23 protein-coding genes and 1 tRNA gene are annotated in these 24,628 nt (G+C 62.1%); 9 read left to right on the top strand and 15 right to left on the bottom strand.

Annotated elements, in window-relative coordinates; all coding sequences use genetic code 11:
* Positions 1-18: 18 nt before the first annotated feature.
* Positions 19-94: transfer RNA gene (locus D6201_RS00200), tRNA-Val, on the bottom strand.
* A gap of 109 nt (positions 95-203) precedes the next feature.
* Here D6201_RS00200 and D6201_RS00195 point away from each other — a divergent pair.
* Positions 204-1,184, top strand: a complete 981-nt coding sequence (locus D6201_RS00195; RefSeq protein ID WP_120049095.1) for an asparaginase — start codon at positions 204-206, stop codon at positions 1,182-1,184.
* On the opposite strand, the gene D6201_RS00190 is transcribed toward D6201_RS00195, so the two are convergent.
* Positions 1,181-2,155, bottom strand: coding sequence for a helix-turn-helix domain-containing protein (locus D6201_RS00190; RefSeq protein ID WP_120049094.1), 975 nt, complete (start codon positions 2,153-2,155; stop codon positions 1,181-1,183). The two genes, D6201_RS00195 and D6201_RS00190, sit on opposite strands and share 4 nt — an antisense overlap.
* 124 nt (positions 2,156-2,279) lie before the next feature.
* On the opposite strand from D6201_RS00190, the gene D6201_RS00185 reads away from it, so the two are divergent.
* Positions 2,280-2,828, top strand: a complete 549-nt coding sequence (locus tag D6201_RS00185; RefSeq protein ID WP_120046873.1) for an RNA polymerase sigma factor — start codon at positions 2,280-2,282, stop codon at positions 2,826-2,828.
* Positions 2,825-3,199, top strand: a complete 375-nt coding sequence (locus D6201_RS00180; protein WP_120046872.1) for a DUF6768 family protein — start codon at positions 2,825-2,827, stop codon at positions 3,197-3,199. Before D6201_RS00185 ends, D6201_RS00180 begins: the two co-directional genes overlap by 4 nt.
* Here D6201_RS00180 and D6201_RS00175 read toward each other — a convergent pair whose 3' ends face one another.
* Complete coding sequence (locus D6201_RS00175; RefSeq protein ID WP_120046871.1) at positions 3,200-4,489, bottom strand: adenylosuccinate synthase; 1,290 nt, start codon at positions 4,487-4,489, stop codon at positions 3,200-3,202.
* A 200-nt stretch (positions 4,490-4,689) separates the two neighbouring features.
* Between D6201_RS00175 and D6201_RS00170 the strand changes: the two genes are divergently transcribed.
* The 4 genes from D6201_RS00170 (at position 4,690) to D6201_RS00155 (ending at position 9,815) form a co-directional block, all read left to right on the top strand.
* Positions 4,690-6,555 carry a DUF1800 domain-containing protein gene (locus D6201_RS00170; RefSeq protein WP_120046870.1) on the top strand — a complete coding sequence of 622 codons (1,866 nt, stop codon included), beginning with the start codon at positions 4,690-4,692 and terminating at the stop codon, positions 6,553-6,555.
* Between the two features lie 10 nt (positions 6,556-6,565).
* The gene (locus D6201_RS00165) at positions 6,566-7,984 is read left to right on the top strand and encodes a DUF1501 domain-containing protein (protein ID WP_120046869.1); all 1,419 of its coding nucleotides are present in this window, start codon (positions 6,566-6,568) and stop codon (positions 7,982-7,984) included.
* Between the two features lie 74 nt (positions 7,985-8,058).
* Positions 8,059-8,922, top strand: a complete 864-nt coding sequence (locus tag D6201_RS00160; protein ID WP_120049093.1) for an alpha/beta hydrolase — start codon at positions 8,059-8,061, stop codon at positions 8,920-8,922.
* A 77-nt stretch (positions 8,923-8,999) separates the two neighbouring features.
* Positions 9,000-9,815 carry an aldo/keto reductase gene (locus D6201_RS00155; protein WP_120046868.1) on the top strand — a complete coding sequence of 272 codons (816 nt, stop codon included), beginning with the start codon at positions 9,000-9,002 and terminating at the stop codon, positions 9,813-9,815.
* On the opposite strand, the gene D6201_RS00150 is transcribed toward D6201_RS00155, so the two are convergent.
* The 3 genes from D6201_RS00150 to D6201_RS00140 form a co-directional block, all read right to left on the bottom strand.
* Positions 9,812-10,924: an ATP phosphoribosyltransferase regulatory subunit gene (locus D6201_RS00150; protein ID WP_120046867.1), complete on the bottom strand. Its 1,113-nt coding sequence runs from the start codon at positions 10,922-10,924 to the stop codon at positions 9,812-9,814. The two genes, D6201_RS00155 and D6201_RS00150, sit on opposite strands and share 4 nt — an antisense overlap.
* Positions 10,925-10,949: 25 nt before the next feature.
* Positions 10,950-12,548: a phosphoglycerate dehydrogenase gene (gene serA / locus D6201_RS00145; protein WP_120046866.1), complete on the bottom strand. Its 1,599-nt coding sequence runs from the start codon at positions 12,546-12,548 to the stop codon at positions 10,950-10,952.
* 108 nt (positions 12,549-12,656) lie between these two features.
* Positions 12,657-13,817 (bottom strand): phosphoserine transaminase, encoded by a 1,161-nt coding sequence (locus D6201_RS00140; RefSeq protein ID WP_120046865.1) that lies wholly within the window; start codon positions 13,815-13,817, stop codon positions 12,657-12,659.
* A gap of 239 nt (positions 13,818-14,056) precedes the next feature.
* On the opposite strand from D6201_RS00140, the gene D6201_RS00135 reads away from it, so the two are divergent.
* Positions 14,057-14,761 carry an extensin-like domain-containing protein gene (locus tag D6201_RS00135; RefSeq protein ID WP_120049092.1) on the top strand — a complete coding sequence of 235 codons (705 nt, stop codon included), beginning with the start codon at positions 14,057-14,059 and terminating at the stop codon, positions 14,759-14,761.
* A 12-nt stretch (positions 14,762-14,773) separates the two neighbouring features.
* Here D6201_RS00135 and D6201_RS00130 read toward each other — a convergent pair whose 3' ends face one another.
* From D6201_RS00130 to D6201_RS00090, 9 genes are all read right to left on the bottom strand, one after another.
* Positions 14,774-15,472, bottom strand: coding sequence for a response regulator transcription factor (locus D6201_RS00130; protein ID WP_120046864.1), 699 nt, complete (start codon positions 15,470-15,472; stop codon positions 14,774-14,776).
* A gap of 182 nt (positions 15,473-15,654) precedes the next feature.
* Positions 15,655-16,410 carry a proteasome-type protease gene (locus D6201_RS00125; protein WP_120046863.1) on the bottom strand — a complete coding sequence of 252 codons (756 nt, stop codon included), beginning with the start codon at positions 16,408-16,410 and terminating at the stop codon, positions 15,655-15,657.
* A 30-nt stretch (positions 16,411-16,440) separates the two neighbouring features.
* The gene (locus tag D6201_RS00120) at positions 16,441-17,265 is read right to left on the bottom strand and encodes a transglutaminase family protein (RefSeq protein WP_120046862.1); all 825 of its coding nucleotides are present in this window, start codon (positions 17,263-17,265) and stop codon (positions 16,441-16,443) included.
* 16 nt (positions 17,266-17,281) lie between these two features.
* The gene (locus tag D6201_RS00115; RefSeq protein WP_120046861.1) at positions 17,282-18,226 is read right to left on the bottom strand and encodes an alpha-E domain-containing protein; all 945 of its coding nucleotides are present in this window, start codon (positions 18,224-18,226) and stop codon (positions 17,282-17,284) included.
* Between the two features lie 16 nt (positions 18,227-18,242).
* Positions 18,243-19,673 (bottom strand): circularly permuted type 2 ATP-grasp protein, encoded by a 1,431-nt coding sequence (locus D6201_RS00110; protein ID WP_120046860.1) that lies wholly within the window; start codon positions 19,671-19,673, stop codon positions 18,243-18,245.
* A gap of 56 nt (positions 19,674-19,729) precedes the next feature.
* Positions 19,730-20,356 (bottom strand): esterase/lipase family protein, encoded by a 627-nt coding sequence (locus tag D6201_RS00105; protein WP_277949469.1) that lies wholly within the window; start codon positions 20,354-20,356, stop codon positions 19,730-19,732.
* 230 nt (positions 20,357-20,586) lie between these two features.
* Positions 20,587-21,132: a DUF3617 domain-containing protein gene (locus D6201_RS00100; RefSeq protein WP_120046859.1), complete on the bottom strand. Its 546-nt coding sequence runs from the start codon at positions 21,130-21,132 to the stop codon at positions 20,587-20,589.
* Positions 21,123-21,656 carry a DUF3617 domain-containing protein gene (locus D6201_RS00095; RefSeq protein WP_120046858.1) on the bottom strand — a complete coding sequence of 178 codons (534 nt, stop codon included), beginning with the start codon at positions 21,654-21,656 and terminating at the stop codon, positions 21,123-21,125. The genes D6201_RS00100 and D6201_RS00095 overlap by 10 nt, the downstream gene beginning before the upstream one ends.
* A gap of 136 nt (positions 21,657-21,792) precedes the next feature.
* Complete coding sequence (locus D6201_RS00090; protein ID WP_120046857.1) at positions 21,793-22,341, bottom strand: DUF3617 domain-containing protein; 549 nt, start codon at positions 22,339-22,341, stop codon at positions 21,793-21,795.
* An 88-nt stretch (positions 22,342-22,429) separates the two neighbouring features.
* Here D6201_RS00090 and uvrB point away from each other — a divergent pair, with 88 nt between their 5' ends.
* Positions 22,430-24,616: an excinuclease ABC subunit UvrB gene (gene uvrB / locus D6201_RS00085; protein ID WP_120046856.1), complete on the top strand. Its 2,187-nt coding sequence runs from the start codon at positions 22,430-22,432 to the stop codon at positions 24,614-24,616.
* Positions 24,617-24,628 lie beyond the last annotated feature (12 nt).

Here is a 24,628-nt window from a genome sequence, read left to right as displayed (position 1 = left end):
ATGCGCGCCGTGCGAGACTGGTGGGCGGTGACGGTCTCGAACCGCCGACCCTCTCGGTGTAAACGAGATGCTCTACCAACTGAGCTAACCGCCCCTGTTTCGCTTGCGCTGTCGCGCCTGTAGCGAATAGCGCGGTGAGGTTAAAGTGTCGTTTTTTCATCGACGCTGGCAATGCGGCCATGCCCGCGCTAACCGCCGCCGGCATGAGCGGCCAGTCCATCCTCGTCCTCGCCACCGGAGGCACGATCGCCGGACAGGCGGGCTCCGCCACGCGGCGGGACTATCGGCCGGGTCAAATCGATATCGCGGATTTCCTCGCCGAATTCGGTGCACTAGGTGTCGAAACGGAATTGGAAGGCCGGCAAGTTGCCAACATCGACTCGGCAAATATCGGCCCCGCAATCTGGGGTGAGCTTCACGCGGCCTGTGTGTCGGCCATGGTCGATCCCAAATGCAAGGGTGTGATCGTTACCCACGGCACAGACACTGCGGAAGAAACCGCCTTTCTGCTCGATCAGACCTTGCCCACGGAAAAGCCTGTCGTGCTCGTTGGCGCAATGCGGCCAGCAGACGCGGTAGGCAGCGACGGGTTGCGCAATTTCGCCAATGCCGTCCGCGTTGCCGCAAGTGACGAAAGCGCAGGGCGCGGCGTGCTGCTGGTGATGGGCGACAATGTTCTTTCCGCACGCGATGCGCGAAAGGCACGCACCGGTGGCACCAATGCATTTCGAGGTTATCCCCGCGGCCCGGTTGCGCTGGCTACGCCATCCACGCTCGACTGGCTCTCCCCGCCATGGCGACCTGCCGAGAAGGCGCGCTTCCCCTTTCCCGATGCGTTTCCAATGGTCCCGATCCTGCACGCGTTTGCGGGCATGGATGAAGGCAGCGTCACGCGAGCGATAAGTGGCGGCGCGCGCGGGATCGTGCTGGCGGGCTTCGGCGAGGGCAACGCTCCGGACTGCGTGCGAGATGCGTTGAGCGAAGCAGTTCGCGCTGGCGTGCCAGTGGTGCGCGCGACACGGGTGGATGAAGGGCTCGTCGATACCGAACCCGATGACGTCGAAAGCGGCTTCATCGCGGCCCGCGCTCTCGGACCTGCCAGGGCCCGGATCCTGCTGCAATTGCTCGTCGCGAGCGGTGTTACCGAACGAGCCGAAGCGCAAGCCGCGTTCGACCGCCGCTAGGCCAGAGCCATCGCCTCCGTACCGATTTCCGCAAAATAGCGCGCCATCGCATCGGCCGCGCTGTCGGAAAGTTCGATAAAGGCACGCCGGCGATCGGCGTCGTCCTCCACACGCAGGAAAAGACCCGAATCGACCATTTGCCCGATCCATCGCAGGGCCGTGGTCGGCGGCACGCCTGATGCGATGCAGAGCGAGGTCACCGATACGCGCTGATGTTCCACACGCGCGGCTGTAAGATCGAGCAGCATGTCCCAGGCCGGGTCCGCGAACAATTCCGGATCGAAATATTCCGCTCGCGCCTTTCGCCGGGCGATGATTTCGCGCACCAGCCGGGCATCGGGCAGTGGCGGGCGCGGCTTCCGGATCAGTTTGTCTTCGGCGCGGTAGCCTTCTTTCGGACTTTCGAATCGAAACGCACCACCGCCTGCCTTCTGGCCCCAGCCGCCATTCGCCTTGTCGAGCTTGTCCAGCCGTTCCGCGATATGACCGACCTGCTCGGTCAGGCGGAGCAGGGTGAGCCTGTCATCTTCCGACAGCTCACGAAGCCGCATCTTCGGAATGCCGGCAAGCACCCGGCCTAATGCGATCACGCGCTCCGCCCGTAGCGGCTCGATAAGGATCTGCGGTGCCGATTGCGCGCAGCAGCCGAACACGGCATCGAGAGCGTCCAGCGTCGTAGAAATCACCAGACGCGCGCCAGATCGCGCCGATCGACTGTCCAGCCGGGAAAGAGTCGCCATCGCGGCGGCGTCGGGATGCGGGCAATCGACGAGCACCAGCTCTCCAAGGGCGCGCGCGTCGCCAGCAAGCAATTGCGAAAGATCGCCGCATTCGCGCACGTTCAGCCCAGCCGACCTAACATCTTCTTCCATGTCGGCACGCAAAGCGTCGCCGTCTGCAAAAATGGAGACCGCGAGCGGCAGACCGGCGCTGTCTGCCGCCAGCTCATACGCGAAATCGGACTGCTGCATTCCCTGTTCCTCATGAGTCGTTTCCTTGGAACAGGATGCGAACAAAAGCGGATCATGTCAAGAAACCGAATTAACCTTCGGTCGGCACTTGAACCTTTCCCCGCTCTCGCGCGACTTACGGGGTATGGCGGGAAAACCACCTCACAGCGCGCAGCTCTTCGAGGAATATCTTGTCACCGCTACAATGGCGGGCGATCGACGAGCCGCCCAGCGACTAGCCCAGCGTTTCCAGACGCGCATGTTGCGCACGGCACGCCGAATACTTGGCGATACGGACCTTGCTGCCGGGGCCGTGCAGGAAGCATGGCTTTCGATCCTGCCCCGCATCGCACGTCTGCGCGATCCGTCACGCTTCGCGCCGTTCGACTTCGGTATCCTGCGCCGACGCTGTGTCGATGCAATCCGCAGCGCGCAGCGCGGGCGCAGCGTGTTCGATGGCGAGGACGACATCGAAGCCGCCGATCCAGCTCGCCAAGGCGAGGCGCTGGCGCTTCGCGAAGCCTTCGCCGCACTGCCGCCAGACCAGCGCCTCGCCGCACACCTCTTCTTTCGCGAAGGCCTGACCCTCGCTGAAATCGCCGAGGTGCAGAACATCCCCGAAGGCACAGCCAAGTCGCGCCTCTTTCATGCCCGCCGCAAATTGAAAACGGCTCTTTCAGGAGACACTCCATGACTGACACCGACAATGGCATCCGCGACATTCTCGACGCCGACGACAAGGCATTTCTCAATGAACTGGAATCCGACCGCGGCATGTTCCGCCAGATCGGAGACAGCATGGCCGGGCCGATGGGCGGGTGGACCAAGCTCGTCTTCGCGATGAGCGTCGTGTTCGGACTGCTGCTGATCTTCTGTTTCTACATGGTGTTCACATCGCACGAGCCGTGGGAGCACCTGATGTGGGCTATCGCGGCGCTTGCCGTGCTGGTGATCCAGGGTTTCACCAAGAACTGGCTGTTCCAGCGCATGAACATGCTGAGCATACTGCGCGAGGTGAAGCGCCTGCAGGTGCAGGTCGCGCTGCTGAGCGAAGAGCGAAAGTGATCAGTCGGCGAAAGGATCGCGCACAAGGATCGTATCGTCACGTTCCGGGCTGGTCGAGACGCTCGCCACCGGGCATTCGATCAGTTCCTCGATCCGGCGGATATACTTGATCGCCTGCGCCGGCAGGTCCGCCCAGCTGCGTGCGCCGACCGTTGTGCCTTCCCAGCCCTCGATCTCCTCGTAGATCGGCTCGACGCGCACCTGGTCGGCGGCATGGGCGGGCAGGTAGTCGAGCACCTCGTCGCCAAGCCGATAGCCTGTGCAGATGCGGATTGTCTCGAACCCGTCGAGCACGTCGATCTTGGTGAGCGCGATGCCGGTGACGCCGGAGAGTGCACAGGTCTGGCGCACCAGCACGGCGTCGAACCAGCCGCAACGACGCTTGCGCGCGGTGACCGTGCCGAATTCATGGCCGCGTTCACCCAGGCGCTGACCGGTTTCGTCCTCCAGTTCCGTCGGGAAGGGGCCGCTGCCAACGCGCGTGGTGTAGGCCTTGACGATACCGAGCACGAAGCCTGCCGCGTTTGGGCCGAGGCCACTGCCTGAGGCGACCGTGCCGCTGACCGTGTTGGAGCTGGTGACGAAGGGATAAGTGCCGTGATCGACGTCGAGCAGGACGCCCTGCGCGCCTTCGAACAGGATCTTTGCGCCGGACTTGCGCACCTCGTTCAGGCGCTTCCAGACCGGCTGCGCGAATTGCCCGACGAAGGGCGCGATCTCGCGCAGCTCGTCCAGCAGCGCGGCGCGATCGACCTTTTCCTGTCCGAAACCTGCCCGCAGCGCGTCGTGATGGGCACACAGGCGATCGAGCTGCGGTTCGATGGCGTCGAGATGCGCGAGGTCGCAGACGCGAATGGCGCGGCGCCCTACCTTGTCTTCGTAAGCCGGGCCTATTCCGCGCCCGGTCGTGCCGATCTTGCCCTTGCCCGCCGCGGCCTCTCGCAATCCGTCGAGGTCACGGTGGAGCGGCAGGATCAGCGGACAGTTGTCCGCGATACCGAAATTGTCCGCCGTGATCGAAACGCCCTGCCCTTCTAGCCGCGCCATCTCGTCGCGCAGCGCCCAAGGATCGAGAACCACACCATTGCCGATCAGCGAAAGCGTGCCCGTGACGATGCCGCTTGGCAGCAGGCTGAGCTTGTAGGTCTGGTCCCTCACTACCAGCGTATGGCCGGCATTGTGTCCGCCCTGAAAACGCACCACCGCATCGGCGCGTGTCGCGAGCCAGTCGACAATCTTGCCCTTGCCTTCATCGCCCCACTGAGCGCCGATTACGGTGACGTTTGCCATGCGGTGAACCCTGCCTGTTCCAAGACCAGCCGCGCCGTAGGCGCTCGTGCGATGGGGAGCAATGGGTTAGCATAGCAATCGGATGGGTCGCACACAGGAATGGCAGGGATCGCCGGACCTCACTCCCAGACGTGAAGAATGCTTAACCCTGTTTCGATAGGACAGGTTTACCAAATGCCCGGACAAGGGGCTGCGGATCGATGGGAGACCGAGGGGTCATGATGCTGGACGAAAAGCCCTGCGCGCAGGACGCGCTTGCGCCCGATGGAGACATCGAAGAAGCCGCAACGGGGCTCTCGCCCGCAAAGACCGCAGCGGTCGCCGCACTCGCAGGCGCTGTTGCAGCATGTGGTGGCGGCGACTCCGGTGGCTCGCCCACGCCCGGTGATGGAAGTGGTGGCGGAGGTGGCAGCAGCGGCGGCACGCCCGATCCCGTGGTGGTCAAACCGCAGACCGATGCGGAGGCCGCGCGCTTTGTCCTCCACGCGGCACTGTCGGTGTCCACGCAGGATATCGTCAATGTGAAAGACCGCGGTTACGAGCCTTGGCTCGATGCGCGGATGGATGCGCCGAACGATCAGAGCGGCGCGCAATTCCTGCAATCGCGCGGTTTCGAGAAGGTCGACACCAATCAGTGGTACAACCAGTCCGGCCCGGGCGACTCGATGATCTGGGCGCAGCTGATGCGCGGCGGAAACAGCGTGCGCAAACGCGCTGCGATAGCGCTATCGGAATTCTTCGTCGTCTCGCTCAACACGATCGACATGTCGTGGCGAAGCTCTGCCATTGCGGCATATTGGGATACGCTGAATGCGCATGCCTTCGGCAATTTCCGCGGCCTCATGGAAGACATCACACTGAATCCGGCCATGGGCGTCTTCCTGAATACGCGGGGCAATAGGAAGGCCGACCCCGCTAGCGGACGCGTGCCGGACGAGAATTTCGGCCGCGAGATCATGCAGCTGTTTTCGATCGGTCTCTACGAACTCAATCGCGACGGCACGCCCAAGACAGGGTCGGACGGGCAGCCTGTCGAAACCTACGACAATGACGATGTGACCGGCATCGCGAAGGCCTTCACCGGCTATGATTTCGATTTCGACGGCATCAATTACACCACCGAGATCGGCGGAACGCGCCGGGTCGAAGATGCCGCTTACGCCTACAAACCGATGACTGCGGACACGACGCGCTGGCGGCAGACATGGCTGAGCGGACGCGATTTTCATTCGGATGAGGAAAAACGCTTTCTCGGCACCGTCATTCCGGCGGGCACGAATGCTCGGCAAACGCTGCGGATGGCACTGGATGCGCTGTTCAACCACCCCAATGTCGGCCCGTTCTTCGCGCGCCAGATGATCCAGCGCCTCGTCACCAGCAATCCCAGCAGCGGATACGTTCGCCGGGTGGCGGATGTCTTCGACAACAATGGCGGCGGCACTCGCGGCGATCTTCGCGCGGTATTCAAGGCAATCCTGCTCGATGACGAGGCCATGTCGCCGGGCGGTCTTTCCAGCCAGACCTTCGGCAAGCTGCGCGAACCCATGCTGAAAATGGCGCAGTGGGGCCGGACCTTCGGCGCGCGCTCCGACAGTAGCAATTGGGAGATCGGCAACCTGTCGGACCCCGCAACCCGCCTGGGCCAGGCGCCGCTGCGTTCGCCTTCCGTCTTCAATTTCTTCCGCCCCGGCTATGTCCCGCTCAATTCCGAAAGCGCCGATGCAGGGCTGGTCGCCCCGGAAATGCAGCTGGTGAATGAAACCAGCGTGGCAGGCTTCGTCAATTTCATGGAGCGGATGGTCGAGGGTCGCGGATATTGGGCGCGCGATGTCAAGGCGCGCTATCAGGACGAGATCGCAATAGCGCACGATGCACCGGCCCTGCTCGACCGGCTCGATCTCCTGCTGACAGGAAAGCAGATGGCGGAGGCCACCCGCACGACGATCCTCGAAGCGATGGAAGCCATCACGGTTTCTCAAAGCGATAGCGACGAGGTGAAGCTGCAGCGCATCCACACAGGCGTGCTGCTGACGATGATTTCCAACGACTATTCGGTTCAGCGGTAGGAGCGGCGCAATGCATATCGGCAAAAGCATCGAAATTTCGCGCCGCGCTTTCCTGCGCCGCTCCAGCCAGCTCGCGGTGGCGGGCGCTGCTTCATCCTACGCGCTTGGCCTTGCCGGGCTGAGCGAAGCGGCGGCATTTAGTTCGGCGGGCGGATACAAGGCGCTGGTCTGCGTCTTTCTTTACGGCGGCAACGATCACGCAAACCTGCTCATTCCCTTCGACGATGCCAATTATGCCCGATACGCTGCCATCCGCGGCCGGGCGAGCGACGGCGGCATCGGCCTGTCGCAATCGAGCTTGTCGAGCACCGTACTGCGCCAGCCCGACAGCCAGACGCTAACCGACAATATGCGCCTCGCCCTCGCGCCAACCATGCCGCGCCTCGCGGCGCGCTTCACAGAGGGCCGGATGGCACCCCTTCTGAATGTCGGGCCGCTGATCGTCCCGCTGACGAAAGCGCAGTATGAGAGCGACAACAACTCGTCCTATCCACGTCCGGCGAAGCTGTTCTCACACAACGATCAACAGTCGACGTGGCAGAGCAGCGCGCCAGAAGGCTCCGTCACCGGATGGGGCGGGCGCATGGGCGACCTCGCCTTGTCGAGCAATCGCAACACGATGTTCACTGCCATTAATGCCAGCGGCAACGCGGTTTTTCTGTCAGGTGAGACGGCCCTGCCCTATCAGGTTTCGAGCAGTGGCGCGGTGACGATCAACGGGCTTGGGCGGCGCGTCTACGGATCGAGCGCAACGAGCGCGGCGATCAATTCGCTGATGACGACACATCACGGGCATGTCTTTCAGCAGGATCACGCACAGACGGTCGCTCGCTCGATATCGTATGGCGATTTCGTGAATGACGCGATTGGCGGTGTGAGCCTCTCGACCGATTTCGACGAGGGCAACAGCCTTGCGGGCCAGCTGAAAGCGGTCGCCCGATTGATCGGCGCAAGGGGCGCGCTTGGCGTCAATCGCCAGGTCTTCATGGTCGGCATGGGCGGCTTCGATCATCATGACGGCCTGATCGGATCGCATGAAGCTCTTCTCGGCGCGCTCGACCATGCCATGGACGCATTCTATCGCGCGACGGTGGAGCTCGGCGTCGCCGACCAGGTGACGACCTTCACCGCATCGGATTTCGGTCGCACGCTCGCTTCCAACGGTGACGGATCGGACCATGGCTGGGGCAGCCACCACATGATCCTCGGCGGTGCCGTCAATGGCGGCCGGTTTTACGGTCGCGCGCCGGAAATCTCGGTCGAAGGCAACGATCAGGTCGGCCGGGGGCGCTTGCTGCCCACCACATCGGTGGACGAGTATTCTGCCACGCTCGCCAAATGGTTCGGCGTGTCGGCCAGCGAAATGCCCGGCATCTCGCCAAATATCGGTCGGTTCGCCGCGCCGGATCTCGGCTTTATGCAAAGCTAGCCGTCCCGGCGCTGCGACAATTTGCCACGCAATGCGACTGGCGTGCGGTGGCAGGCTCGCGCTATCCCTTTCGCATGAACAGACTGATCGCCGGATTGCTGAGCCTTTGCGCTCTCGCCCTTGCTTTTCCCAGCGCTGTGTCGAGCCGCGAAGAGCTGCCCTCGCCGCAGCTCTTGCGGTATGGCGAAGAGCCTCTGCAGGAAATGCTTTTCTGGCCAAACACCCAGCATCGCGATGCACCGCTCATCGCCTTCGTGCACGGCGGCGGATGGTCGCGCGGCGACATGCGCACGGGATTGGAGGATCATACCATCGCGCACTGGCACGCGCAGGGCTACGCCGTCGCTTCAATCAATTATCGCCTCGTGCCGGACGTAATTGTCGAGAGACAAGCCGGTGATGTTGCCGAAGCGGTAGCCATGCTCATCCAACGAAACGGCGAGTTTGGAATCGATGACAGCCGGATCGTGCTCGCCGGGCACAGCGCTGGCGCGCATCTGGCGGCGCTCGTCGGCACGGATCCGGTCTATTTTCGCAATCAGGGCCTGGCGCATGATGCCGTTCGCGGCGTGCTCGCCTTGGACGGTGCGGTATACGACATCGCCCTCGCTCTCGAAGGCGCAGGCCCGCGGCGCTTGGCGCTTTACAGAAACGTTTTCGGCAACAATCCGGGCCGCCACAGGGCACTCTCTCCAGTAGCTCACGCAGCACAGCCGAACGTGAGCGACTTCCTGATCCTGCATGTAGAGCGACGCGTTGCGCAGCGGCAGTCGGAGGCGCTGGCCGATGCGCTGGGCGATGCGGGCACTCAGGTTCGGGTTGAGCCAATACCCGGGCGCGGCATGCGCGGGCATATGGAGATCAATCGGCGGATGGGCGAGCCGGACTATCCAGCAACACCTGTCGTCGATGAATGGCTGGCGCGCGTCCTGCGCTGACTTTCGTCATAAAGCGTGAGGATACAGGAACGGCCATCGCGCGTTGATTGCCGAACATGCCGGTATCAGGAGCGAATATGGCCGATTATCCTACTCTAACCCTAAATGACGATCGCCAGATCCCGCAGATCGGCTTCGGCACGTGGAAGCTCGAAGGCGACGAGGCGCGGGACAGCGTCTCCGCCGCCTTGGATGCCGGCTACTGGCTGATCGACACGGCCGAGATATACAAGAACGAGAGGAATGTCGGCGAGGCCATCGGCGACTGGGCCGATATCTTCCTCCAGACCAAGGTCTGGAACGACGATCAGGGATATGAGCGCGCACAGGAAGCGGCGCGGGAGGCGCTCGGGCGGCTGGGGCGCGACTATGTCGACATGTTGCTGATCCACTGGCCCTGCCCCGAGAAAGGCAAGACCGTCGAGACTTGGAAGGCGCTTATCCAGCTGCGAGAGGACGGATTGGCCAAGAGCATCGGCGTTTCGAATTTCCGCGAGCAGGACCTCCAACTCATCGTCGACGAAACCGGTGTGACCCCGGCCATAAACCAGATCGAACTGCACCCGACATTCCAGCAGCGCGAGCTAAGGGCCTTCCATCAAGAAATGGGCATCGTCACGCAGTGCTGGTCGCCGCTCGGCCAAGGTGAAGTGATGGAAAGCGATGCGCTTAAAACGGTCGCCGAAGAAGTCGGCGCTCCGGTTTCGACCGTCGTGCTTGCCTGGCACATGCATCACGGCCTCGCACCCATTCCGCGTTCCACCAAGCCGAATCATATCGCGGACAATCTGCGTGCAAAGGATATGACGCTGACGCCCGATCAGGTGGCCACGATCGACGCGCTAGATGATCCGAGCGGCCGCATGGGTGAGCATCCGGACGAAGTGAATTAAAGTGGGCGCGGCCCGTCGTTCTCTAGCGTGTGTGTACAGCCGAGCGCTGCCGGGTCGTCCGCAGCGGATAGTGCGGCAACCGTGCGCCAGCCTTCTGCACGCATCCGTGCCGGCGCGGCAGGATCGTGATCGACGGGCAGAAATAGCCGCCGCCCCATATCCTCGCCCGCCTTCACGGCTTCGACCAGCCCGTCCGGATAGAGCGAGAAGCCGGTGGCGGCCTCGTCCGAACCGCCGATACAGTAGGTGCCGCCGCGACCGAGCGCCCCGCGAACCCCATCGGCGTAGAGTGTGAAGCCGAACCAGCTCTGATATTCGAACCCGTGACGCTCGCTGGGATCGAGTGTCAGGCGCGCGCGCGAATCCACTCGCTCGGCGATCTGGCGCAAGGCGGAAATCCGCGTGTTCAGCACGCCTGCACCGTCGATTGACGAGAGCTTGCCCGCAGCCTCCTCGAATTCTCCGGCAGCATGGATCAAGGGGAGGAAAGCCTCGCCCCCGGCTTCGACCAGCGCGCCTGCATCCTTCGCGTCGAGCTCTCGTCGCACGGCGACGCGCTGCTGCGGCGCAAGCGGGAAAGGCCCATCGGCGAGCGTATCGACGAGGTCGGGCAGCGTGAAATCGACAGAGATACCCTGCGCGCCGGCGGCTTCGAGCGCAGCAATCGCCAGCTCGACCATTTCACTCGCCGCAGCAACCGTATCGCTTCCGATAAGCTCCGCGCCGATTTGCTGATATTCGCGCCGCGGATCGAGCATATCGCCAGCTATGCGCGCCACCTGTCCTGCATAGCAGAGCCGAAGAGGACGCGGCGCATCCGCCAGTCCAGTCGCAGCGATCCGTCCGACCTGAACGGTCATATCCGCGCGCAATGCGAGCGTCCGCAAGCTCTTGGGATCGACAAAGCGGAAACAGCCGCGCGTGCGCACACCTTCCATGCGCCTGGCCATGGACTGCTCGAACTCGATCAGCGGAGGGCGCACCCGGTCATAGCCATACGCGTGGAGCGTATCGAGCATGGCGCGCTGGATGCGCGCCGCCGCCGCCGCGCTTTGCGGCAAGCGATCTTCCAGCCCTTCGGGCAGCAGGTCCTGTGTCGGATCGGTCATGTGGCCGCCCCTAGCCGCGCTCACGTCAGAACGAAAGCGCGCGCACTTTCTTTACGCCATCGAGCGCGCAGACTGCGTCCTGCACTTCCCTGGTGGGCCGCTGGTCAAGCGTGAGCATCAGCACGGCATCGCCGCCGCGATGCTTGTCCGGCAAGCGGCGGCCGAGGTGGAAGTTGCCGATATTGACGCCGGCTTCGCCGAGCGTCGAGCCAAGGCGGCCGATGAAGCCGGGGGCATCTTCGTTGACGATATAGATCATCTCGCCTTCCAGCTCGGTCTCAATCCGCGTTCCGGCGATCTCGACCAGCCGCGCCTGCGAATCTCCAAACAGGCTGCCCGCAACTTCGCGGCGGCGTTCCGGCGTCGTCGCAATCACGCGCAGCAGAGTGTGATAATCGCCCTCGCGCGCATGGCGCGTTTCGCGCACGTCGAGGCCACGCTCCTTTGCGAGGATCGGCGCATTGACCATGTTGATCGTGTCCGAGAACGTCCGCATCAGTCCCGCCAGAACGGCCGAAGCGATGGGGGTGATATTGAGCTCTGCCGCCGCACCTTCGACCTCCACCGTCAGCGAAGTGACGTCGGCACCTTCGAGCTGGCCGACGAGCGAGCCGAGCTTCTCACCCAATGTGATGTACGGCTTCAGGCGCGGTGCTTCTTCTGCGCTTAGGCTGGGAACGTTGAGGGCGTTGGTGACCCCGCCATTGACCAGGTAATCGGCCATTTGCTCCGCAACCTGCAGCGCAACATTGACCTGCGCTTCGGTGGTGGACGCGCCCAGATGCGGCGTGCAGATGAAACCCGGCGTGCCGAATAAGGGATGGTCGTCGGCCGGCGGCTCGGTCTCAAATACGTCGAGCGCTGCCCCGGCGATTTGCCCGCTATCGAGCAGATCCTTGAGCGCCGCCTCGTCGATCAGGCCGCCACGCGCGCAATTGACGATGCGCACGCCGGGCTTGGCCGCCTCCAGCCGTTCGCGGCTTAGAATGTTGCGGGTTTCGTCGGTCAATGGCGTGTGCAGCGTAATGAAGTCCGCGCGCTTCAATAGGGTGCCGAGATCGACCTTCTCCACACCCAGTTCCATCGCGCGATCGGCTGTCAGGAAAGGGTCATAGGCGATGACCTTCATGCGAAGGCCCTGCGCCCGGCTGGCGACAATCGCGCCGATATTGCCCGCGCCGATCAGGCCGAGCGTCTTGCCGGTCACTTCAACGCCCATGAAGTCCTTCTTCGGCCATTCACCCCTTTGCGTGCGGGCATCGGCCTGCGGGATCTGCCGCGCCACGGCGAGCAACAGGCTGATCGCGTGTTCGGCAGTGGTGATCGAATTGCCGAACGGCGTATTCATCACAACCACCCCTTTCGAAGAGGCGTAGGCAATATCGACATTGTCGACACCGATCCCGGCGCGGCCGATCACCTTGAGATTGGTCGCCGCATCGAGAATGTCGCGCGTCACTTTTGTGGAGCTGCGAATGGCAAGACCGTCATATTCGCCGATGCGCGCCTTCAGCTCTTCGGGCGTTTCACCGGTGATGATATCGACATCGCAGCCGCGCTCCTCGAAGATGCGCGCAGCGTTCGGGTCCATCTTGTCGCTGATGAGAACTTTGGGTTTGGTCATCGTTTATCTCCAAGCGTCATTCCGGCGAGGCCCGGAATCCAGCAAATTCAAGCTCTGGCTGGACCCCGGCTATCGCCGGGTGACAGAAAAAAAGGGAATGCGAGCGGCCTAAAGCCGCCCGTCCTTCAGCTCGGCATAAGCCCACTCGATCCACGGCAGCAGGCGCTCGATGTCCTCCTGCTCGACCGAGCCGCCACACCAGATGCGAAGGCCCGGTGGCGCGTCGCGATAGCCGTTGAAGTCATAGCCGACGTCCAGCTCTTCCAGCTTTCCGGCAATCTTCTTCGGCACCGCCGCCTTGTCTTCTTCGGACAACGTTTCATACCAGTCGCCCTGGAAGATCATGCACACGCCCGTATTGGTGCGCAGCGCCGGGTCGGCAACCATGTTGCGTAGCCACGGCGTTGCCTCGATCCAGTCGGTGACGATCTTGGCGTTCGCATTCGCACGCTCGATCATCGCGCTCCGGCCGCCGATCGACTTGGCCCATTCCAGCGCGAAGATGTAGTCCTCCGTCGCCAGCAGGCTGGGCGTGTTGATCGTCGCGCCTTCAAAAATCGCGGTGTTAAGCTTGTCGCCTTTCTTCAGGCGGAACAGCTTGGGGAGCGGCCAGGACGGATCGTAGCTTTCGATGCGTTCGACGGCCTTGGGGCTAAGGATCAGCATGCCATGCTGCGCTTCCCCGCCCATCACCTTCTGCCAGCTGAAGGTCGTCGCGTCGAGCTTGGCCCAGTCCATCTCCATCGCGAAGACGGCGCTGGTCGCATCATTGATCGCCAGCCCCTTGCGGCCCGGCGCAAGCCAGTCCGTATTCGGGATCTTAGCGCCTGACGTCGTGCCATTCCAGGTGAAGACCACGTCATGATCCTGCGGGATCTGCGTAAGGTCCGGAATCTCGCCGTAATCGGCAGTAAGCGTATTCAGATCTGCCAGCTTGAGCTGTTTGACCGCATCTTGGATCCAGATATTGCCGAAGCTTTCCCATGCAGCGACCGTCGCCGGACCCGCGCCCAGCATCGTCCACATTGCGCATTCGAGCGCGCCCGTGTCCGATGCGGGCATGATGCCGACGAGATAATCGTCGGGTACGCCGAGCAGCTCACGGCTCAGGTCGATCGCATATTTAAGGCGGGATTTCCCGTATTTCGAACGGTGCGAGCGGCCCAGGCTCTTCGTGTCGAGTTTCTCGGCGGCCCATCCCGGCGGTTTTGCCGTCGGACCGGACGAAAAGAAGGGACGCTCAGGCTTGAGCGCAGGCTGGTCAGTCATGTATTCTCTCCTTGCAGAGAGCACGCGCGGCGTTGGGACCGCGTGGCCCGCGGGCGGCACTAGGCGCGTTGGTGGGGGAGTCAAACACTATTGCGGTTACGTGCGAAACCGTCAGCCGGTTCCGCGTTCGGAAGCAGATTGCCGGAGAAGCGACGCAGACTATCTGTCGACACTCGTTTGTCGGGTGTTAACCATGAATGCGGTAATCACACGGCTCATACAAAACCTTGGAAACCGCAATGAAGCGTGTCTTGTGCCTCTCCGTCATCTGCCTGGCCTTGGCCGGCTGCTCGGTCCTGCCGTCCTTATCGGGCGAGGCCGCGGACACTAGCGTGGCGTCGTCTTCGCGCGCCGATACGACACCGCGCGTGGCGAGAGCAGCACTGCCGCCTCGCAGTCCAGCGATGGCGCAGTGCCTGACAAGGCTCGGTTCGGAGGGAGCACGGTTCGACGTCGTCCCGGATGCCTATACGGATGCCGGATGCAGCACGCTGGGCACGGTTCAGTTGCAGGCGTTGCGTAGCGATCGCGGGCAGCTTGGCGTTAGCAATATCGGCCCCGTGACCTGCCCGGTTGGCGCCGCCTTTGCCGCGTGGACACGCTATGGCGTAGACCGCGCTGCAAGGCAGGTCTTCGGGTCGCCGCTGCAGAGCATCGAAACAATGGGTAGCTATGCCTGCCGCAATGTCGCGGGAACAACGCGGCGCAGCGCGCATGCGAGCGCAGAGGCAATCGACATCGGCGGCTTCATGCTGGCCAACGGTCGTCGCATTTCCGTCCAGGATGGCTGGAACGGCTCGGCGCAAGAGCGGGAATTCCTGCGCCTCGTCCAGAGCAGCGCCTGCCGTCGGTTCGATACGGTTCTTGGCCCCGACTACAATTCGGCGCATAGCGACCATCTGCATCTGGAAGGCGTGATCGACGGCAATTCGTACTGCCGCTGAGCCGGCCCGGCGTCAGCCGTAACGCTGCGGCATCGGCACATCCGCGATCATCACCGATGGCGGCCCGCTGGGGGTCTCTACCGCTTCACCCGACGCTCTTTTTTTTTCTTCGATGCCCGCTTCGATGCGCATCCGTACCGCTTCCGCAGCGTGCGAGGCGCCGAGCTTGTCCATCATGTTCGCGCGGTGGATTTCCACGGTGCGGGGGCTGATCTCCAGTTCGCGGGCGATTGCCTTGTTCGAGCACCCTTCCGAAAGCCAGTCGAGCACTTCGCGCTCTCGCTTGGACAGGCCGGAAATACGGCGCCGCGCATCGATCAGGCGGCGGCGAGCCTCGGCGTGAGCGCCCGCGTCCGAATGGTAATGCGCCACCATACGGCGAACTTCGTCATCGGTGAGCGGCAATGTCAGGAAATCGAGCGCACCGGCCTGAATCGCCTCGACCACTTCTTCCAACCCCGGATTTTCGCGCGCGGCGACCAGCGGCACCCAGATCCCATGGTCCGCCAATCTTTCGAGCAGATCCGCTATGCCCGCTTCGACGACATCTGCCGAGGCGACGATCACGCCTTCGCGCGGCGGCCTGTCGAGCAGCTCCACGAAATCGGAGTAGACTTCGGCGTGATGCCCCATCGACAGGACGAGCCGCGACTGCGCGGCGCGGGAGCGGCTGTCTCCGCCGACAATGTGCATGGTAATACGTTGTTCCATGCACATCATTGTGACGGGAAGCTGCGTATTTTACATTCCGTATAACTACGGAAGTCCACCTATTGCCTGAGGAAAAACAACAATTCTGGCGTAAGCCGTCGCTCTTGCTAGAACCAAACTGGACATAATTGATCGACCATGCGTGTCGTTCGGACGCAGGGTGGATAAAATCCCGGCAAAAACTACGTAGTTTTACTGGCCTGATAAAAACTGTAGTCGGGCAGGGAGTGAAATGCGTTACGCAGCGCTTCGCTCCAACTGTCCGAAATCGCTGAAAAATAGGGATCGGTCTGCTCGATACGCTTTTCGTGCGTGGCTTCGAAACCGTCGCGCTCGATCACCATCAAGTCCAGCGGCAGGCCGACCGAAAGATTGGCCTTCAGCGTTGAATCGAAGCTGACCATCAGCAGCTTGACCGCGTCCTCGAAACTCATCGTGCGGTCGTAGCCACGCAGGATGATGGGGCGCCCGTATTTAGTCTCCCCGATCTGGAAGAAGGGCGTGTCGAAACTCGCTTCGATAAAATTGCCTTCCGGGTAAATCATAAAAAGGCGGGGCTGCATGCCCTTGATCTGCCCGGCGAGGATGATCGAGGCGGTGAAGCGCCCCTTGCCCCGCGTGCCGTTGTCCTGCTGCGTCTGCGTGATCGTTTCACGCAGCAGCTTCCCGGTTTCGACCGCCACCTGGAACATTGTCGGCAGTTCCATCAACGAATTCTGCCGATCCTCTGGCGCTTTGGTGCGCTCTTCCAATTGGCTGATCACGGCCTGCGTCGTGGCGAGATTACCTGCCGTCATCACGGTGATGATGCGATCGCCCGGCGTCGACCAGCTGTGCATTTTCTTGAATACCGAGATGTTGTCGACGCCCGAATTGGTTCGGGTATCGCTCATCAAGACCAAACCCTTGTCGATCGCCATGCCAACGCAATAGGTCATGCGAAAAATGTCTCCCGCGCCGCCTGGCGCTCACTGTTGCTGTTGTTCGACCACTTGCTGTTCGACTGCAAGATTGACGATGAGATTCTCGGTCTGTGAGCCGAAACTGATGCCGGTAATCGGCGCTGCATCGCGATAGTCGCGGCCCGTCGCCACCCGCACATAGCGCGGGTCGGGGCTGATTCCGTTCGAAATGTCGAAGCCGACCCAGCCCAGCCCCTGCACGTGCGCCTCGGCCCAGGCATGGGTCGCTTCCTGCTCGATCCGGTCGTTCATCATCAGATAGCCACTGACATAGCGCGCCGGAATTTCGAGGCTGCGTGCTGCCGAAATGAAGACATGCGCGTGGTCTTGGCAAACGCCCTGCCCACTCTCGGCGGCTTCTTCGGCGGTGGTGGCGACGTGCGTCGTGCCGGTGCGATATTCGATGTGGTCGCGGATGACATTGGACAAGTTGTGCAGCGTGTCGACCATTCCGCCCTGACTACGCTCCACCTTGCCGATCAGCTCACGAATGCGCGGCCCCGGCTTCGTCAGCTTGGTTTGCCCGAGAAATGCCCATAGCGGCAGATGCCCGGCATGCTGGCCAATAACGCCGGCATTGTCTTTGGTATCCACCTTGCCCTGGCACGACACTACGACTTCGCGCGCACCTTCGTCGACGGCGACGAGCGTCACGTGATTGAAATTCTGATCGTCAAAGACAAGCTCCTCACGCGCGCCTTCATACTCCATCGACCATTCGACGATCTTCTGGCCCTGCGTTTCCTTCGGAGTGAGACGCAGGCGCTGGATGCCGTGCGCGATCGGTTCGGCAAAGAGATAGCGTGTCGTATGGCGGATAGAGAGGCGCATAAGTCGTCGTCCCTCCTCAGGACACGAACCGATAATCTTCGGCGACGGCGGCGGCGATCGCCTGGTTTCCGGCGATGAATTCGAGCAGGAATTCGTGAAGACCCTGCTCGAAAATGTCCTCCACGCTCTTGTCTGCAAGGCGCAGATCGGCCTCCCTCATATGCTCATGCGAGCTGCTTTCACCGCCATGCAATTGTGCAAGCTCAGTGAGATTTTCGCGCATGGCGGCATAACAAAAGACCAGGCTGCGCGGGAATCGCGCATCGAGGATGAGGAAATCGGCAATGGAACGGGCATCCATCTGGCCGGCATTGAGCCAGCGATAGGCGCGCTCAGCCGAGAGCGATCGCAGAACGCTGTCCCATTGCCCGCTGTCGAGCGCGGTTCCGACATAGCTGAGCGACGGGAGCAGGAGGTAATATTTCACGTCGAGGATGCGCGCCGTATTATCCGCACGCTCCAGAAATGTGCCGAGCCGCGCGAAGCTATAGGTTTCGTTACGCAGCATCGACCCGTGGGTCGCGCCCCGCGCCAGCGTGCTCTCGCGCCGGATTGCGCCGAGCACGAGGTTGAGATTGCCATCCTGGACCGGGCGCGAAAGCAGATCGCGCAAGGTCATCCACCCTTCGTTGATGGCTTCCCAGACCTCCGCCGTGATCGCAGAGCGACATGCTCGCGCATTGGTGCGCGCGCCCTCCATCATCGAAAATACGCTTTCGGGATTGTCTTTCGATCGCAGCACGAAATCGCAGACTTTCGCGCCGGTGTAATCGTCGTGACCCGCCTCGTAAGCCTGCTTCAGCCCGAGCGTGGTAAGGACGGAGATCCATTCCTGGCTCGCCTGTTCGGCACTGCGCGTCAGCGTCATACGCTGGCCGGCCGCGAGCAAACGCGCAGTATTCTCAGCCCGCTCGAGATAGCGGTACATCCAGAAGATGCCGTTGGCGACGCGGCCTAACATGGGAAGCAATCGTGCATCAGTCGTCCAGCACCCAACTGTCCTTGGTGCCGCCGCCCTGGCTGGAATTCACGACCAGCGAACCCTTCTTTAGCGCCACGCGGGTAAGGCCGCCCGGCGTGATGTCGACCCCATCGGGCGAACAAAGCACGAAGGGCCGCAGGTCCACATGGCGCGGGGCGAGACCCTGCTTGGTGAAGATCGGACAGGTCGAAAGCGACAAGGTCGGCTGGGCGATGTAATTCTCCGGATTGTCCTTGAGCTTGTCCCGGAAGGCCGCGATTTCCTTCTTGCTGGCAGTGGGGCCGATCAACATGCCGTATCCACCCGATCCGTGCACTTCCTTCACCACCAGCTCGGACAGATTGTCGAGCACGTATTTCAGACTGTCGGGATCGGCGCAGCGCCAGGTATCGACATTGGGCAGCAACGGCTTCTCGCCCGTATAGAACTCGACGATTTCGGGCATGAAGGAATAGATCGCCTTGTCGTCGGCCACTCCGGTGCCCGGCGCATTGGCGATTGTGATGCCGCCCGCCCGATAGACATCCATGATGCCGGGCACGCCTAGCACGCTGTCGGGGTTGAATGTCAGCGGATCGAGGAAATCGTCGTCCACGCGGCGATAGAGCACATCGACCGGCTTGAAACCCACCGTGGTGCGCATCTGTACCTTGCCGCCCGTCACGCGCAAATCGCTGCCCTCAACGAGCTCTGCACCCATCTGGTCCGCCAGAAAGGCGTGCTCGTAATAGGCCGAATTGAAGATGCCTGGCGTCAGCACGGCGATGGTCGGTTTACCGACCGTGCCCGGAGGTGCGCAGGCGGCGAGGCTCTTGGCCAGGCGGCGCGGATAATCGGAGACCTCGCGGACATTCACCTTGCTGAACAGCTCGGGGAACATCGCCATCATCGTCTCGCGATTTTCCAGCATGTAGGACACGCCGCTTGGCGTGCGGGCATTGTCTTCCAGTACCAGAAAATCGTCTGGCCCGGTGCGGACCAGATCCACACCGGTAATGTGGGTGTAGACGCCGCCGGGCGGGGTGAAGCCGACCATTTGCGGCAGCCACGCAGCGTTGTGGCGGAACAGTCGTTCGGGCAAGCGACCGGAGCGGATGATTTCCTGCCGATGATAAAGATCGTGCATGAAGGCGTTAAGCGCCCGCACCCGCTGCTCGATCCCGCGGCTCAGCCGACGCCACTCGCCCCCGGTAATGATGCGCGGCACCATGTCGAACGGGATCAGCCGCTCCTCTGCATCGTCCTCTCCGTAGACATTGAAGGTGATGCCGGTGCGGCGGAAAAAGCTTTCCGCCTCGAAATTCTTGCGGCGCATCCAGCCGCTATCCTGGGCCGATAGCCAATCCTGATAGCCACGATAAGCCTCGCGCACCGAACCATCGGGCGCGTGCATTTCATCGAATTTGGGCTGCTCGGAAGCGCTCATTGATCCCTTCGGTCGGCGCAGCGCGAAAGGCACGCCGTCCTGTTACTAAAGGTTAGTCAGCTTTCCAGTTCCGAAACAAGGGCCATGATGCAATCGGGTGCAGTGGGAAATGTCAGATGCGTGCAACGCAAGGCCACGACGCGGTCCCGCTCTCCCGGCTCTCCACAAGCCGCGCGGCGAGAGATGACCCCGTCGCGCGGGGACCAGAACGCCACTGTTTCGACCGGCGGTTTAGTCCGGGTATCACTAGGGATCGGAGGATCGTCTACAGAATGGCCTGCAACCAACTGGTAGGTGCGCCAGATATTGTTGGAATATGGCGTGTGGCTGAAGGGCGAGCCCATGGTGACGACCTTGGCCACACAATCCGGTTGCAGCTTTGCGACCTCGCGCGCCATGACACCGCCAAGGCTCCAGCCGATGAGCACCACCTGCTGGCCAAAACGTTCACTTACCTCACAGACGCGCTGCGCCAGCAGATCAAGCGTATTCGCGTCCGGCCCAAGGTTATGGCCCAGCCCCCAGCGCTTGACCGTGTGCCCCGCTCGTTCAAGCTGCGTGGCAAGATAGCGCATGCGCGCGGGACCGGTGGCGAAACCGGGCAGCAGAATTACGACTTTGCGCTTGGATGCCGCATCGATTTGGAGAGGCTTGCGAAACCGGCGGAGGAGCGGTTCTCCCACCGCTCCAAATTCTGCGAGGAATAATCTGAGCGGCGGCGCGTGGGCGTTTTCAGGGCTGGTGCCTCGCAAGAGGCTTAGGCGATAGCGTACTGCGTTCGAAACGCCGATCAGACTACGGCGCGAGCGCTCGAGGAACGGCTTCGGAGAGGTTTCGACTATCGGCACGGCATGACGAATATAGGAAAGCCGTGATGCATCCAACAATGGCGGTAGCGATACGACAGGATGGACTACTCGCAGTCGCCCTCGCGCTCTGCCGTGATCTGCATGTCCATCGTCATCTTACCAGTCTCGCCATCGCTCATGCGCATACGCAGAAGCATGTCCAACCCGGTTTCTCGCGCACTGCCTGAACCGCGAAATTCGCTCACACCGCCACCGGGATCGCGGCAGGTGACAGCGAAACGGAAATTCTCGCCATCGATCTGCGGCTCCGTCGAAGTGCAATCCTCTCCGCTGATCTCTGCGAGCATATCTGCACGATGCGCCGGATCCGTCACGCAAAGGAAGCCGACTTCCGGTTCGCCCGACGGATCGTCCAGCATGTTCTGCTTCGCACCCGGAATGTCCGGAAAGTCGAAATTCTCGATGACCATCGTTACGCGATAACGACCGGGCAGAGGATCGACCGTAAGAAAGTCGGGCCAGGGAAATTCCTCTGCTTGCGACGTTTGCGGGTCCGCCGGGATTACCTGGATATCCTGCGCCACGAGGGGCAGGACAGGGAGCGCCAGGGCGACCGGGGCCGCAATCAGAGCGACACGGGTCAGCCGCAATCGCCGACGCGGTTGGTCTGGACGCGCATGCGCACCGTGCCTTCGCCCGCTGCAGTTTCCACCGGCACGGTCAGGCGCAGGTCCGAACCCTCGTCCCCGCTCGTGCCAGTGATCTCGATACGCCCGTTCAGTCCGTCTTGCGCGCTGCACTGCATTGCCCCTTCGATGGAATTGTCATCCGCGGTGAGCCGCGAAAGGGTGCAGTCTGCCTCCACCATGTCGGAAAGCCAATCCTCACGGGAGGTTTCCTCGGTGACGCAGAACAGATGCGGTTCGCCTGCGCCTTCGGCAAAAGCATTGCGCGCTTCGGCGATTGTCGCTTCGTCTAGTCCAGGCGCATCGAAATCTATCAGTTCGACGCTTGTCGCATACTCGCCCGCGCCCGGCTTCACGCCGTTGTCGTTGAGCACGCCATCGACCTCGCCTGCAGCCAGAGCCTCGTCGTTTAGCTCCGTCTCGGCATCGTTGTTGCAGGCGACCAGTGCAATCGCAGCGAGCATCGGAAGGGCGTGAAAGGGGCGCATGGTCTGTCCTCGAAGATAGATCTGACCGCCGTGACTATCGCGCGCAATGTCCCTCGACAAAGCACGAAGCCGCCACGTCCCATTGTGGAGCAGGACGCGGCGGCTCGAAAGTCATCACCAGAAAGAAGAACGCCGATCAGGCGGCGCAGTCGCCGACGCGCTCGGTCGTGTTGCGCATGACAATACGCATGGACTGACCTTCCGCGGCATTTTCCATGTCCATCGTCATGGTCATGTCGGAGCCTGTCTCGCTCACGGTGCCGGCGAATGCGACATTGCCGGTGCTGCCTGCATCGTCGTCGCAGACCATGGTGGCGTTCAGATTTTCGCCATTGATGGCAAATTCGCTGAAGGAGCAGGTTTTGGGCATGTCCTGCATGGCCGAAACGAATTGCGTGAAGCCCTCTTCCGCGTCCTCTTCCGTCACACAAAAGGTCTGCTCGCGGGCGACGCCGGTTTCCATGATTGCGCGCATTGCCTGCGCTTCTTCCTCGCTCGCGCCCGGCAGATCGACTTCGACGAGCTCGCCGGTGGTGCGATATTCGCCGGGCTGCGGCCGCGCGATGTTTTCGGCGGCGGCGGCGATCTGGTCGGGATCGCTCGGATCCTCGACGGTCGTGCCGCTGTCACCACAGGAAGTGAGTGTCAGCAGCGATGCCGCGGCGAGGATAGTGGGAAAGCGCATGGAAATTCTCCGATATGAAACTCGGCCGACATGCTGGCGATAAGCGCGCGCTTGAGCAAGCCTTCATCCGTGCCCATATGCTGACGCTATGGCGGAACTGGTAATCAGGCGCGGGCTGGAAGAGCCCGACACGACGGGCGAATTCACGCCGCACAAACCCTCGCGGCCCGAAAAGTCGCTGCCCGGCAAGAAATTCAAGCTCGTCTCCGATTACGAACCCGCCGGCGACCAGCCGACCGCTATCGCGGAACTTGTCGACAGCGCGAAGGATGGCGAACAGACGCAGGTGCTGCTGGGTGTTACCGGCAGCGGCAAGACCTTCACCATGGCCAAAGTGGTGGAACAATTGCAGCGCCCTGCCCTCGTTCTTGCGCCCAACAAGATCCTCGCCGCACAGCTTTACGGCGAGTTCAAAAGCTTCTTCCCCGAAAACGCGGTCGAGTATTTCGTCAGCTATTACGACTATTACCAGCCCGAAGCGTATGTGCCCCGGTCCGACACCTATATCGAGAAGGAAAGCTCGGTAAACGAAGCGATCGACCGGATGCGCCACTCCGCGACACGCGCCCTGCTCGAACGCGACGACGTTTTGATCGTCGCCTCTGTTTCCTGTCTTTACGGTATCGGCTCGGTCGAGACCTATTCGGCCATGATCTTCGACATCAAGGCAGGGACAAGCGTCGATCAGCGCGAACTCATCCGCAAGCTCGTCGCCCTGCAATACAAGCGCAACGACGCCGCCTTCGCGCGCGGCAATTTCCGCGTGCGGGGCGACAATCTGGAGCTTTTCCCGAGCCACCTCGAAGACACCGCCTGGCGCATCAGCTTCTTCGGCGACGATATCGAGGAGATTGCCGAGTTCGATCCGCTGACCGGCAAGAAAGGCACCAAGCTCGACAAGGTGCGCGTCTACGCCAACAGCCACTATGTGACGCCCGGCCCGACGATGAAACAGGCGAGCGAGGCCATCAAGTTCGAGCTGCAGGAGCGGCTCAAGGAACTGCACGAGGAAGGCCGGTTGCTGGAAGCGCAGCGACTGGAGCAGCGTACGAATTTCGACCTCGAAATGATCGCCGCCACCGGCAGCTGCAACGGCATCGAGAATTACAGCCGCTTCCTGACAGGCCGCCTCCCCGGCGAGCCGCCGCCGACGCTGTTCGAATACCTGCCCGAAAACGCACTGCTCTTCGTCGATGAAAGCCATCAGACCGTGCCGCAGATCGGCGCGATGGCAAAGGGCGATCACCGCCGCAAGATCACGCTGGCCGAATACGGCTTCCGCCTGCCAAGCTGCATCGACAACCGGCCGCTGCGCTTCAACGAATGGGACGCGATGCGTCCGCAGACCTTCGCCGTGTCCGCTACGCCGGGCAGCTGGGAGATGGAGCAGACCGGCGGCGTCTTCGCCGAACAGGTCATCCGCCCGACCGGCCTGATCGACCCGCCCGTCGAGATCAAGCCCGTGGAAGACCAAGTTCAGGACTGCATTGCCGAATGCAAGGCCACCGCGCAAAAAGGCTACCGCACGCTCGTCACGACGCTTACCAAGCGCATGGCGGAAGACCTGACCGAATTCATGCACGAACAGGGCGTGCGCGTGCGCTACATGCATTCCGACGTTGAGACGCTCGAGCGTATCGAGCTGATCCGCGACCTTCGGCTTGGCGTCTACGACGTGCTGATCGGCATTAACCTGCTGCGCGAAGGGCTCGATATCCCCGAATGCGGCCTCGTTTGCATCCTGGACGCAGACAAGGAAGGCTTCCTGCGTTCCGAAACCTCGCTCATCCAGACGATCGGCCGCGCGGCGCGCAATGTGGATGGCAAGGTCATCCTCTATGCAGACCGGATCACCGGCAGCATGGAACGCGCCATGGCGGAGACAGAGCGTCGCCGCGAGAAGCAGCGCCAGTTCAACGAAGAAAACGGCATTACCCCCACCACCATCAAGCGCGAAATCGCCGACATCGTCGCCCACACCGCCGCGCAGGACGGCGTCACCGTCGACACCGGAGACGATGAGCGCAACAATCTCGTCGGCCATAATCTGCGCGCGTATATCGAGGACCTGGAAAAACGGATGCGCACCGCCGCCGCCGATCTGGAATTCGAGGAGGCCGGACGGCTTCGCGACGAAATCCGCCGGCTGGAAAACGACGAACTCGGTCTGCCAGATACCGAAAAGAAAGCGTCGATTGTGGGCCGAAGCAACGAAGGCAGACCGGGGACGCGCAAGATGCGGTATGGCAAGACGCAGCGGAAGTTCGGGAAATAGTTCGCGGTCAAC

The organism is Aurantiacibacter aquimixticola, from assembly GCF_003605475.1.
GTDB lineage: Bacteria > Pseudomonadota > Alphaproteobacteria > Sphingomonadales > Sphingomonadaceae > Alteraurantiacibacter > Alteraurantiacibacter aquimixticola_B.
Note: the sequence above shows the minus strand (reverse complement) of the source record. Positions and strands in the feature narration are given on the sequence as shown.

Bases quoted from the DNA above. Each gene is read 5' to 3' on its own strand.
- D6201_RS00195 (WP_120049095.1), top strand. From the start codon at position 204: ATGAGCGGCCAGTCCATCCTCGTCCTCGCCACCGGAGGCACGATCGCC.
- D6201_RS00190 (WP_120049094.1), bottom strand. From the start codon at position 2,155: ATGCAGCAGTCCGATTTCGCGTATGAGCTGGCGGCAGACAGCGCCGGT.
- D6201_RS00185 (WP_120046873.1), top strand. From the start codon at position 2,280: ATGGCGGGAAAACCACCTCACAGCGCGCAGCTCTTCGAGGAATATCTT.
- D6201_RS00180 (WP_120046872.1), top strand. From the start codon at position 2,825: ATGACTGACACCGACAATGGCATCCGCGACATTCTCGACGCCGACGAC.
- D6201_RS00175 (WP_120046871.1), bottom strand. From the start codon at position 4,489: ATGGCAAACGTCACCGTAATCGGCGCTCAGTGGGGCGATGAAGGCAAG.
- D6201_RS00170 (WP_120046870.1), top strand. From the start codon at position 4,690: ATGGGAGACCGAGGGGTCATGATGCTGGACGAAAAGCCCTGCGCGCAG.
- D6201_RS00165 (WP_120046869.1), top strand. From the start codon at position 6,566: ATGCATATCGGCAAAAGCATCGAAATTTCGCGCCGCGCTTTCCTGCGC.
- D6201_RS00160 (WP_120049093.1), top strand. From the start codon at position 8,059: ATGAACAGACTGATCGCCGGATTGCTGAGCCTTTGCGCTCTCGCCCTT.
- D6201_RS00155 (WP_120046868.1), top strand. From the start codon at position 9,000: ATGGCCGATTATCCTACTCTAACCCTAAATGACGATCGCCAGATCCCG.
- D6201_RS00150 (WP_120046867.1), bottom strand. From the start codon at position 10,924: ATGACCGATCCGACACAGGACCTGCTGCCCGAAGGGCTGGAAGATCGC.
- serA (WP_120046866.1), bottom strand. From the start codon at position 12,548: ATGACCAAACCCAAAGTTCTCATCAGCGACAAGATGGACCCGAACGCT.
- D6201_RS00140 (WP_120046865.1), bottom strand. From the start codon at position 13,817: ATGACTGACCAGCCTGCGCTCAAGCCTGAGCGTCCCTTCTTTTCGTCC.
- D6201_RS00135 (WP_120049092.1), top strand. From the start codon at position 14,057: ATGAAGCGTGTCTTGTGCCTCTCCGTCATCTGCCTGGCCTTGGCCGGC.
- D6201_RS00130 (WP_120046864.1), bottom strand. From the start codon at position 15,472: ATGGAACAACGTATTACCATGCACATTGTCGGCGGAGACAGCCGCTCC.
- D6201_RS00125 (WP_120046863.1), bottom strand. From the start codon at position 16,410: ATGACCTATTGCGTTGGCATGGCGATCGACAAGGGTTTGGTCTTGATG.
- D6201_RS00120 (WP_120046862.1), bottom strand. From the start codon at position 17,265: ATGCGCCTCTCTATCCGCCATACGACACGCTATCTCTTTGCCGAACCG.
- D6201_RS00115 (WP_120046861.1), bottom strand. From the start codon at position 18,226: ATGTTAGGCCGCGTCGCCAACGGCATCTTCTGGATGTACCGCTATCTC.
- D6201_RS00110 (WP_120046860.1), bottom strand. From the start codon at position 19,673: ATGAGCGCTTCCGAGCAGCCCAAATTCGATGAAATGCACGCGCCCGAT.
- D6201_RS00095 (WP_120046858.1), bottom strand. From the start codon at position 21,656: ATGCGCCCCTTTCACGCCCTTCCGATGCTCGCTGCGATTGCACTGGTC.
- D6201_RS00090 (WP_120046857.1), bottom strand. From the start codon at position 22,341: ATGCGCTTTCCCACTATCCTCGCCGCGGCATCGCTGCTGACACTCACT.
- uvrB (WP_120046856.1), top strand. From the start codon at position 22,430: ATGGCGGAACTGGTAATCAGGCGCGGGCTGGAAGAGCCCGACACGACG.